At 67.1% G+C, this 11,117-nt stretch carries 9 protein-coding genes and 1 pseudogene; 8 read left to right on the top strand and 2 right to left on the bottom strand.

The annotated features are described in order from the left end of the window. Positions 1 to 5 precede the first annotated feature (5 nt). Together O3X23_RS12595 and O3X23_RS12590 are read right to left on the bottom strand one after the other, a co-directional pair. Positions 6 to 2,249 carry a hypothetical protein gene (locus O3X23_RS12595; protein ID WP_269271406.1) on the bottom strand — a complete coding sequence of 748 codons (2,244 nt, stop codon included), beginning with the start codon at positions 2,247 to 2,249 and terminating at the stop codon, positions 6 to 8. A gap of 702 nt (positions 2,250 to 2,951) precedes the next feature. Next, positions 2,952 to 3,143: a hypothetical protein gene (locus tag O3X23_RS12590; protein ID WP_269271405.1), complete on the bottom strand. Its 192-nt coding sequence runs from the start codon at positions 3,141 to 3,143 to the stop codon at positions 2,952 to 2,954. Between the two features lie 222 nt (positions 3,144 to 3,365). Between O3X23_RS12590 and O3X23_RS12585 the strand changes: the two genes are divergently transcribed. The 8 genes and pseudogenes from O3X23_RS12585 to O3X23_RS12555 all read left to right on the top strand — a co-directional run bounded on the left by O3X23_RS12585 (position 3,366) and on the right by O3X23_RS12555 (position 11,117). Further along, the gene (locus O3X23_RS12585) at positions 3,366 to 4,211 is read left to right on the top strand and encodes a hypothetical protein (protein WP_269271404.1); all 846 of its coding nucleotides are present in this window, start codon (positions 3,366 to 3,368) and stop codon (positions 4,209 to 4,211) included. Positions 4,212 to 4,231: 20 nt separating this feature from the next. After that, the gene (locus O3X23_RS12580) at positions 4,232 to 6,052 is read left to right on the top strand and encodes an SsgA family sporulation/cell division regulator (RefSeq protein WP_269271403.1); all 1,821 of its coding nucleotides are present in this window, start codon (positions 4,232 to 4,234) and stop codon (positions 6,050 to 6,052) included. A gap of 82 nt (positions 6,053 to 6,134) precedes the next feature. Then, positions 6,135 to 6,518: pseudogene (locus tag O3X23_RS44145) on the top strand (helix-turn-helix domain-containing protein); the annotation flags it as partial. A gap of 135 nt (positions 6,519 to 6,653) precedes the next feature. Further along, positions 6,654 to 7,682: a hypothetical protein gene (locus O3X23_RS12575; RefSeq protein WP_269271402.1), complete on the top strand. Its 1,029-nt coding sequence runs from the start codon at positions 6,654 to 6,656 to the stop codon at positions 7,680 to 7,682. Further along, positions 7,679 to 8,299, top strand: coding sequence for an HAD-IA family hydrolase (locus O3X23_RS12570; protein WP_269271401.1), 621 nt, complete (start codon positions 7,679 to 7,681; stop codon positions 8,297 to 8,299). The genes O3X23_RS12575 and O3X23_RS12570 overlap by 4 nt, the downstream gene beginning before the upstream one ends. 10 nt (positions 8,300 to 8,309) lie before the next feature. Next, a complete protein-coding gene (locus O3X23_RS12565) occupies positions 8,310 to 9,131 on the top strand; it encodes a DUF6602 domain-containing protein (protein WP_269271400.1) in 822 nt (273 codons plus the stop codon). 226 nt (positions 9,132 to 9,357) lie between these two features. Continuing rightward, on the top strand, positions 9,358 to 10,107 hold the full coding sequence (locus O3X23_RS12560) for a hypothetical protein (protein ID WP_269271399.1): 750 nt from the start codon (positions 9,358 to 9,360) through the stop codon (positions 10,105 to 10,107). Positions 10,108 to 10,202: 95 nt separating this feature from the next. Then, a complete protein-coding gene (locus O3X23_RS12555) occupies positions 10,203 to 11,117 on the top strand; it encodes a phosphotransferase family protein (protein ID WP_269271398.1) in 915 nt (304 codons plus the stop codon).

Genomic DNA, 11,117 nt, shown 5'->3' with positions numbered 1-11,117 from the left:
ATGGTTCAGCGGTGCAGGTGCTGGTGCCAGGCGGGGGCCTGCCCGTGGCCCCGTCGATGGCCGCGTACAAACGTGTGCCCCTCAGACAGTTCGGTGTCGGCGTCCGGGCCGTCGACCTCGAGGCGCCACTGGGCGTAACGAGCCCGTGCAGCGGCGGTGGCGTGGTGCCCGTCAGGCAACCGGCGCTCCCAGGGACGCCGCCAGTGCCGAATCTGCCGTGCGGCGGTATCGGCGCCCTCGGCGGCCCGCTGTGCCTCCCGAGCCTCCTCGGTATCGGGCCACCAGGTGAACACCTCCGGCAGCATCCCACCGTGAGCGACCACCGTGCGGGTGAGGATCCCGACCGCTGCCATGTCCTCACAGGTATGGATCACCGTCCACAGTAAGGGCGGCGTGACCACATCCGGGCCGAACATCGCCGCACCTAGCTGCTGGCCGTCCAACGACCGGGAACGGGCCGGACCGATCCTGCCGTCGCGCACCAACGCCGCCACGATCAATACTTCCAGCGCCGTCACCGGCGGCCGATACCCCCCACTGACCGGCCGCTGCGGCAGCGCTACGAGGCCCACCGGGAGGGCAAGAGCCGGCAAGCCCCACGCCTCGGCCAGCAGTACCGGGTCGAAATCCCAGTCCAACACTGCGTCCCCGACCCGCACGGGATCCGGTAGGAGCGCTGTGGTGGCTATCAACTGCCGACCGGAACGAGCAGCAGCCACAGTGATCTTGATGCCGGGATAGAAGGAATCCGGCCACCGCACCGGTACCAGCCCACCCGGTTCACGCTGCGTCCGCTGCCGGGCCACATCACGGTCCACCAGCTGACCGCTGTGATGCACCTGCAACGTCAACGCCCCCTCGCCCAACAGGGCCAGCACCGGACCTGACAACGGCAGCCGCCCGGCCGACAGGTCCGCCCCCGACAGCGCCACCGACACCACCAGCAGCGCTGCGTCCAGATGCTCCACGTGCACCACCGAGGCGTTCTGCCTACTGCTGGGGCTGCCCGTGCGCGCGCCGGCCTCCGGCCGAAGATGCTCCTGATGCCCCAGGCCGGCCGGGATCAATGGGTCGCAGTCCGCCAACACCACGTCGACCGGAAGGGCTTGCGCCCGCCAGATGCCGCCCTGCTGCCAGCTGTCATCGATCCGCAGGTCCACCTTGCGGCGCAGGCGGCCCCCGGTGGCCTGCGTGGCCAGCACCAGATTGGCATCCACCATCGCGGAGGCCGCCGCGGTGAGCTCCAGCGCGTGCTCATCACCCACCTCGCGTTCCCACCCGGCCAGCACCGGCCAGACCGCGCTGTAGCGCGCAGAACCGTCCGAGGCTGGACGGGTGAACCGATCCACCATCTCCTCGGCCACCGGACCGGACGCGAACTGCCGATGCCGGTCCACCGGCTGCGCGTACAGGTCCCACAGGGCCAACCCTGGAGCCTGGCGCAGTAGCTCCTGCAACGTGCTGAAGCACCCCTGCAGAGCACGCTCTGCCGCCACCGTGTCTGCAGGGTCCTGCAGCAGGGGTCCCAGGGCTCCCGCCGCCAGCAGTCCCCGGGCCGGCCCCAAGAGGAACTGTCGATACAGCCCGCTATGATCCCGCCCCGACACCAGACCGCTCGTGTCGGCGGTCCCCACCACATGGCCCCGCTGGTCCACCACACCCGCAGAGGACCGGCGAATGCGGGCGAGCTCCTTGTGCTCAACGGCCGTCAACGCGCCCAGTGCCTCCCAGTCGATCACCGCACGCGCGAGCGGGGCCTGCGACTCGGCCGTGAACGGCGCCCCCGACACGGAGCCCGGAGCCCATCCGTCTTCGTCGACCTCCAACGAGGCACCGAACGACGCACAGACTTCCCCCCACAAGGAGTGCGCACCACGTTCTATTCGCACAAAGGAACCCACCGGTGGTAGCGGATCCCGGACACCGGAGCCCAAGAGGGTAAACGCCTCGGGGTCAAGGATGTCCGTGCTGTAGGCGCCGGCATCAAGGTCATACCCGAAGTACACGGCGTTGAAGGCAGTGCACAGGTGCAACGGCCCACGGCGCACGTGCGCCACGTCCTCCAAAAAGCAGACCAGTTCCTCCTTCACCTCGCCGGGCAGTGCAGCGCAGCCCAACGTCAGCTCATGGAAGAACAACGGCGCACCCGCGCCCGGCAGCCCTCTCACCGGCGGCTCCACAATCGGCCCACGCTCATGGTCGAGCGACGACGACTGATCCCACACCGAGCGATCGATGCCATGACGCACCCCCGAGCTTTCTGTCCCGTATTGATTTTTAGCGCACCACTCGGACAAGCACCCCCCACTTGGTGTTCTTTTCTGCGAAATGCGACCGCAACGCCCATCTGCGGGATACCTACCGCATGAGGTCAAACCACTGCGGACTCCGGCTGGACGGAACGAGGCACGGCACCGGCTCCGATACCTCACCATCAGCCCTGCTCAGCAGCGGTCAGAGCGGATCGGGCGATCGGACCAGCCGCCTCACCACGGCACCCGGCGTAGCCGGGGAACCCGAAGCCGGGGAATCCTCCACGGCCGGGGTAGCGGCGGTGGCCGTGGTGCTGGTGGCGAGGAGAGGCAGAGCGGAGAGAGCGAGCGCGGGTAGCCCGGCCCGTAACCAGTTGGTGATCATGCTCGGGCTGAAGCCGGAAGCGCGGTTCAGCCGGAAAAGGGCGGCGGGGCAACTCACGTTCCTGGGCGATCGAATTCGCCAGGCGGAACGGTCAAAATCCGGACCGGTACTGTCCAATGCCGACCGAAAGAATCTCGGACACAGCGGCCTGAGCGTGAGCGGAGCTGGGCAATGCCGGGGGAGCACGGTCAGGGCAGGACACCGCGCACATCGTGGTGATCATCGTGAAACGGGCTGGGAGCAGAACCGCCGGGGAGGCTTCTTGGTCCCGCAACCAAGGGGTGCGGGACCGGGGAAGCCTTCGCGCGTTGCCGTCAGGCGATGATCGTGTGGAAGAACAGCACGCCGGCGACGAACGCGCCGCCCCCGGCGAGAAGCCCGTCGGCCAGGGCGCCGCCGGCGAGGACGGTCAGGACCGCCGCGGCGACAGCGGCCAGGACGCCGAGCAGGAAGACCACCGCGGCGCGCTGACTGAGCAGCGAAGGCTCCGGGTTGGGCTGGGACACCGTCAACTCCTGGGATAGGGCGATGCGTCCGTCGTGTCGGACGCATGTGATGCAAGAGGTATAGGCGGACAGCGCCACACTCTCCCCTGTGACGTGGATCACTTTCGGAAACCAAAAATTTCTCGGCTCAACCCGGGGGGAGAATCGTCCGCGGCGTCTAAGACGTATGCGAGGCGTCCACATGGGGCCGCCCAGACCTGCTGCGGATGCTTGGGAGCGAATGTGCCGGAAGCGCTCGAGGGCGGCGACAACATCGCCTGTCCCCCTTTGTGTCCTCTCACACCGGAGGACGTCGAGCTGGTCCCGCACGACCTGGCGCTCCTCGACCGCAACCTGGGCGCAGAAGCAGATGAGCAGACGCGCGCCCGGCGCCGGCAGCTGGACGGCAAGATCGTCGAGAAGCTGCGCGCAGACGGGTTCGAGGGCGAGAACTACCAGAAGGTCGTGCACCGCCTGTCGGAGTACGGCTACCACACCATGACCAAATGGACCGCGAGCGGCGAAGTCTTCGTCAGGGCCCGCGAGGTCGGGCGCCCTGTGCCCACCGACAAGATCAGCGTCGCGTGGACCCGCGAAGACCGGGACGGCGTGGTCGTCGACAGCGTCCTCGGCGGCCTGCATGTCTTCCGCACCTACGGCCTCGTTCAGGGACGCTGGAGCCCCAAGGGCGGCGCAAACTTGGACACTTACTTCATCGGCGCGGTCATCCGAGCCTTCCCCCGGATTTATATTCGCTGGTTCGACAACGACCAGCAGGAGCAGGCTCAGCTGGACTACGCAAGCAGCGACGGCCCCGCCGATCCCTTTGCGCTGGTCCCTGACCAACGGGCCACCGATCCGATCCACGTCGCAGTGACCCACGACTACGTCAGCCGCCTCCTGCCGCTCGTGAAGGACCCGCAGGTTCGCGAGGGACTGGGATGGCGGGCTCTGGGATACACACAGGCCGAGGCCGCACAGCGCGTCGGGCTGACGGAAAAAGCGCTGGAGCGCCGCCTCGGCCGACTGCGGGAGCGTCTCACCAAGCAGGTTCGCCAGCTTGAGCTGGGAGAGGGAGGAGCGCGATGAGCGCTGGGAGTGAAGGGGCCATGGACAACGTCACGGCGCCGGCGGACGACGACGACTTCGACACCCTCCTGGAAGCCTCCAGCCTGGGGGCGCCGCGGGTGATGGCCGCGCTCGGTTCGGCGACCCCGGACGCACGGCGGCGTTTCGCCGAGGCTGCCCGTTGCCCACAAACCGGCAGCGACCAGCACGCAACCCCCGCCGAGAGCACCGACACCCACCGTCCCCTCCTGACAACACGGCCTGTTGAATCGCGGCAGGAACCAGCTCTTGGCTACACGAGGGGCTTTACCGGATCGGGCAAGAGCAGCCTCCGCGTCTGCCTTGCCGAGTTCTTCCAGGCTGCTGCCGAAGCGGGTCTTTGCCCGCTGCTGCGTCAAGAAGCCATCATCGTCGTACCCGATCGCTGGGCAGCGCTGGATGACTGGGTGCGTACTGAGCGGAACGGAGAGAACAACCAGCACCGGCTCCCCAACCTGCAGGACTACACGGTTGCGTTCTTCGAAGGTGTGGCCGGCGCATGGCTAACGCGGGAAGCGACTCTCGTCGATTCCCGCAACCAAACCTGCAGCCTGCTGCGTTCCGCCGAAGCTTTCAGTTTTGGACTGCCCGAACTCATGGAGTATCGAGACTGCAGGCTCAAGGCACACCGGTGCTTCTCTCAACGTCCTGGGGGTGTGACCGAACGTCAGAGGCGGACCGCGGTGAAGCAAGGCGCGGCAGGGCGTGTTGAGACCAAAGAGTCGGGCATCTTGGACGCGCTCGGGAGGCGCCTCCAGGAAGAGTTCCATGAAGACACCTTGACCGCTCGGCTTGCCGTGATCGCTGATGCGCACGCGAAGCGAACGCAGTGGCCGACCATGCGAAGGAACCCAGCTCCGCAGCGGGCGCCCTCCTCGGTATCCGACCGGACCGCCTCCTGGGTCGATCTGACACGCCGCGATGACCGACAGCGGGGGTGGAGTTCGCATATCCACCTGCTCTCTGACATCGCAGCCCACGGCAAGCCAGAGACACCGCAGACATTGGAGGGTTGGCGATTGCAGTTCGCTCACCTTCCTGCCACGTGCGACCTCCTGGAAGCTGTCCTCAGGTGTGAAGAACTTGATGAACTCTTGCATCGGCGGGCGCTCGGAGCCGCGCTCGCCGAGGAGGGGTGGCGGGTGTCGACAGACGGGTACCAACAGGTGAAGGGACTATTCGCACCTGCCGCCGTGGAGCGTTCGTGGGTGCCAGCTCTAGAACTGCGCTGCCTGGGCGTGCCACGAAAGCCGCAGACGCTTCTCTGGAGGCCCGACAGCGGTTGGAAAATCCCGGAAAAAACGGCCGAGGCGGACAGTGCAAATGTCGCGAATCTGCGGGACGAGGCAAGCGGACGAAAGGATGTCCTTTCTCGGCATGCCATCCAAACTGAGATTGTCGGACGGCTCTACCGGGGATCAGACGACAGCAGCAGCACCCTGCCGCTGCCCACACGCCTGCTGTATCGGGCAGCAGATCCTTACGCAGTGGAGGCGGTGTTCAAGTCGCAGCAGGGACACGTCACCTGGACCTTCGGCCGGGATCTGTTGGCAGACGGTCTGTTCGGGAGGTCAGGCAACGGCGATGTGACGATCCGGACCAGCGCGGGCGGCTGCGACGGCGAACCTCAGACTTTCATCGAACTTAGGTCGCCTGAAGGAACAGCATTGGTATCTTTTTCCCGAGCACGTGTAGAGGAGTTCTTGAACCAGACCATCAGCATCGTGCCCAGAGGAACTGAGCACACCCACATCAGTTTCAGCCTGGATGAGCTCGAGACACACCTGAACCAGCTCACCGCATATCCGGGAAGCTGCGAATGACCAACCGACGATTTCTGTCTGCCGCGGCCTGAAGTAGAGCCATCGCTGTTGAGTGTTCCGACGCGTTTCCCGTACCGCGTGAGTGTCTGTAGCGGCTGGTAAGGCGGCGGACACGCTGCCCGTCGGCGCCTGCGGCCTTCCGGCGGTGTTCCCAGCGGAGCCCGGGAGTGGGCTGGAGCTGACGGGCCGCGCAGTTCGGGTCCTGCGCTGCGCTGCCGGAGCGAGGCTTTGGCGGGTACGGTTGCCGTCTGTAGTTGTGCGATCACGGACTTCGAGGTGTCCAGTGGCGGAGATCGACAAGATCATCGGCAAACGCATCGAGAAAGGCAGGAGGCGCAAGGGCTTACTTCAGCACGAACTCGGGGCTGCGGTGGGAAGGTCCGAATCGTGGGTGGGCCAGGTGGAGCGCGGTGTCAGCGCGCTGGACAGCCTGAGCATGGCGGAGCGAATGGCCGGGTCGCTGGGGTTGACTGTTGATCACATCCTGGCGTTCGACGTGCGATACGCCACGGTTCCGTTGGTAACTCCGTCACCCAGATCACACGCGCCTTCCCCGTGTTCACCACACATGATGTCGTCCGATGCGGAAAGCTCAGAGACTGTGCTTCGACGTTCCTTCACCCTCGGCTCGCTGGCCGGTCTGACCGCCGCCATCAAGGGTCTGTCACCCGACGCCCGAGCCCAGGTCAGCTGGCCTTCGGGTGGCAGCGTGGATCAAGCCACTGTGGACGAGCTGCGGTCGATCGGTGCCAGTTACCGCCGGTCCTACAAGTCGTTCCCGGCCTCCAGCCTGGTCCCGGTGGCCCATGACCAGCTCCAGTTGGTCACCTCGCTGCGGCCGAAGGACCAGCCCGTCCACCTGCGGAGCTCGCTTCTGACGCACATGGCGGAGATGGCGGCACTCGCCGCCGTCCTGCTCTCGCTCGACCTGGGCGACCAGGAACAGGCCGACGCCTACATGGACCTCGGCTACCAGATCGCGAAGGAGATCGGCAGTCCGGAGCTGGCCGCGCTGATCCTGGGCGGGCGGGCCTTCCGCACGTCCTACGGCGGCGACCCCGACGGCGGCCTGGACTACGCGCTCGCCGCTGTGGACACCGCCGAGCGCGGGGCCTCGAAGCGGATGCGCGCGTGGACGAATGCGGTCGCCTCCGAGATGTACTCCACCACCGGCGACGATCACGGCTTCCGTTCCTCCTTGGAGGAGTCCCGCACCCTGCTGTCCGGCCCGATGGACGACGATCGTTGGGGCGGCATCGCCTGGTTCGACCTGTCCAAGGCCGATGCCTACGAGGGAAGCGACCTGGTCCGGCTCGGCCGGCATGCCGAAGCCCTGCCGTCCTTGGACAAAGCAATCGAACAGCTATCGCCCGAGATGCTGCGGCACCGGTGCACCGCGTACGTCTCCCGCGCGGAGGCACACGCGGGGGCCAACCACGTCGAGGCCGCCTGCGAGGACGGCCACGCCGCCCTCGAACTGGTCGCCCAGGTTCAACACGGCGAGACTTTTCGCCGCGTCACCGAACTGCACCGCGGCCTGCGGAGCCGCAAGACTGCGGGGACGCGGAGCCTGGGCGAGCACCTGATTGACACCCGAGCTCTGCTCAAGACCATCGGGAGTGCCGCATGAGCCGCCGCACGGGCCTGATCCTCGACTTCGGCGGAGTGTTGACCACGAGCGTGCCCGCCTGCGCTGTCGGCTTCGACCGCCGGGCGGGCCTGCCCGAGGGGACCTTCCTGTCCGTCATCGCCAAGCACCCCGAAGGCGCCGCCCTCTACGCGGACCTGGAGCGTGGGACAATCACCCAGGTTGAGTGGAACGAACGCACGGCCGCCCTGCTCGGCATTGACGGCACCAACCTGCTCGGCCGGGTCCTTCAGGACCTGCACCCGGAGCCGTCGGTGATCGCCGCTGCCCAGGCCGCCCGCGCCACCGGGATCAAGGTTGGGATCTTCTCCAACAGCCTGGGCACCGAACCGCACGACGTCTACGCCGGATACGACTTCGACGGGCTCTACGACACCGTGCTGATCTCTGAGAACTACAAGATGCGCAAGCCCGACCCCGAGATCTACGCGGTTATGCTCGATCTCATGGATCTTCCGGGCGAGGCATGCGTGTTCGTCGACGACACCGCCCGCAACCTTCCGCCTGCCGAAGAACTCGGCATCACCACGATCCTCGCGACGGACCCGGCGGACACGATCCGGCAACTCGAAGCCCTCCTCGATGTGCACCTGACCTAGCGTCATCGACATGAACGAGAACAAGCTCGCCAGTGCTCTGACGTCCGTGGCACAGAGAATGCGGAGCGACTACGAGCAGTCACAGCTCTTCAGGCACCGTGGTGAAGCCGGGACGACCCGCGAGGTCCTCTTCCGCGAGTTCCTCGCCAACCGGTTGCCTGGGCATGTCGACGTCCTCCATAACGCCGAGATCGTCACCGTGACCGGTGACGTGTCAGCGCAGTGCGATATCGCGATCGTCGACCGCAGCACGCCAGCTCTCACCGACCTGCAGGGGTATCGGATCGTCGTCAACGAGTGCGTCTACGGCGTCGCTGAGGTGAAGACCAAGCTGGACAAAGAGAAGTTAATCGACGCCTGCGAGAAGGTCAAAAGGGCCAAGAAACTCTCGAAGACCGCGTACTACCCTGCTCAACCGCAGCGGACCCGCACGGCCTACGGGAAGACCTACCCGTACGTGCCGACAGTGGGCATGATCTTCGCGTTCGACAGCATCGACCTCACCGTCCTCGGAGGCCACTTCGCCGACTGGTGTGCGAACAACGAGCCAGAGGACTGGCCCGACAGCATCTGGATTCTCGGCAAGGGCTTCTACGTCTGGACCGATCCGGCAACCGGGCTCATCAATCCGACGCCCGAGCCGGGTTCAAGCATCCTCGCGATGGAGCCGTGGCATGACGAGAATGTCCTGCTGCCGCTTACGCTTCACCTCAACCAGCACTTCGTCACAGCCTGGATGCCGCCGCTCCGGCTCATTGACTACGCCCAGCAGCATCCGCTCGGAGTGATGCTGCACAAGTGGGACGAGCACGTCACACCGCAAAGCGAGTAACAGCCATAGAAGGCAGCAGGGCACCCTCCCCTGCTGGGCGCGCGCAACAGGTCTAGTCCGGCCCGCAGCCGGGTTGCGGGTCCGCACCCCGGCTGCGGATGTGACGGACGCCGGGGCGGCACTGTGGTCTTCAGGCCGCCCCGGGTGCGACAGGGTTCCCCCGATCCGGGGCGGCCGGCCCAGCCGTAGGCACCCATAGGGTGCCTCATCCGGAACGGAGACCCAGGTGACCACCACCGTCGCAACAACGACGATCACGGTCGAGCTGCCCGAGGCGTTCGACCAGCGTTGGAACCGCCTGCCCGGCATCACCGTGGACGGCAAGCGCATCACCATCGACCCGGAAGCGTACTTCTTCCGCTTCGAGAACAGCTCCTGGCTCGTCATCGACTGGGAGACCGTCACGTCCGGCCTACTGCACGCCGAGGAAACAGAGGAATCGGCCGTCGAGCAGTTAGCCCTCGACTTCGTGAAGGCCCACGGCCGCTCCGCCAGCGACGCCGGCGAGGTCCTGGCCATCGCCTACCAGGTGTACTCCTACCTGTTCCGCGACGAGCACCTGGCCACCCTGGGCCTGCCGAACTTCACCGCCGATCACCTGCGGATGCTCCGCGAGGCCGCGACGTTCATGGCCTTGAACAAGGTCGAGCTGGACGGGCACATCTCCAACGTCGGCCCGTGCTGGTTCTTCCCCTCCGCCACCGGGGTCGTCTTCGACCTCTCCGAGCGGGACGGCCAGATGCTCGACGAGGTCTACCACGGCGGCTGGTTCAACGAGCACCGCCGGATCGAGGGCATCAAGGCCCACACCGCGCTGGGCGGGCGGCTGGTGCACGGCTGCCAGTCCGTCCCCGACCAGTCCGGCGGCGTCGTCGCCGCCTACGGCACCTCGATGGCGAACTTCGCCGTGGAGCTCGCCGGGATGAAGGACGAGTGGATCCAGCGGGTCGAGTCGCACCGCGTGACCGTCGCCTGATTCATGCGTTGACCCACCGGTCCGGGGCGGCAGGCGTCGCCGCCCCGGACCGCCCCCGCCCCGCCTCCAGTCCTCACGTCGTACGGAGCCCGCCCGTGGACACCCAGCTCATCACCGACATCCTGGCCGACATTTGCTCCAGCGTCGGCCTGCCCCAGCCCAGCCGCGACCCGGTACGTGTGTGGTCGCTGTCCGGCGTGGAGCGCATCGCCTTCCCCGACGGCACCACCGCGATCTACAAGTTCGCCGCCGAGCCGTTCACCAGTGAGGACCGGATTCTGCACGCGGCCGGCAAGGCCGCCGTCCCGGTGCCCGCAGTCATCGGCGCGATCGTGCGCGATGACGTCCTGGGCATGGTCATCGAGGACTTGGGCGAGCCCGTCCGGGACGCGGTGGACGCTGACGGCATCGTGGCCGCCGTCGCCCTGCACGACGCCGCCCCGGCGTCGATGCTGCTCGTGCTCGACGACGACGCCCTGACCGCCCTCCCGGCGCTGGCACGCGGCCACCTGCGCCGTTTGCGCGACAAGGGCCGGTGGACGGAGGGCACCGACGACATCGTCGGCATGCTGGACGCCCTTACGGATGCCGCCGCCAAGCGGGCCGACGGCGCCACCACCGCCCCGTGGGGCTGGGTGCACTCCGAGTTCCACCCCACCAGCCTCCACATCGGTAGGGACGGCTGGCGCCTGCTCGATTTCGCCCGCGCGTTCAACGGCCCCGGCCTGATCGACCTCGCCTCCTGGCACGGCACCATCGAGGACGCCGACCCTGTCCGGCTCCGCCGCTTCATCCAGGCGTACGTCACCGCCGGCGGCCACCCCAGCGCGCTGGCCGAGCGCGGCGGCCTCGCCCCGGAGGCGTGGGCACTGGGCTGGCATCGCGTCTGGGCGGTCGAGTGGTTCATGGAGCAAGCGCTGCGCTGGATCAACGACCCGTCCCAGGACGAGGCGTACATCACCGTCGTCCGCCGCCACCTGAAGACGGCCGTGCGGCTCCTGGAACCCTGA

Origin of the sequence: Streptomyces sp. H39-S7 (assembly GCF_027158205.1) — a bacterium.
In the GTDB taxonomy this organism is placed as follows: Bacteria; Actinomycetota; Actinomycetes; order Streptomycetales; family Streptomycetaceae; genus Actinacidiphila.
The sequence above is the reverse complement of the archived record's forward strand: the minus strand, read 5'-3'. Positions and strand labels throughout refer to the sequence as shown.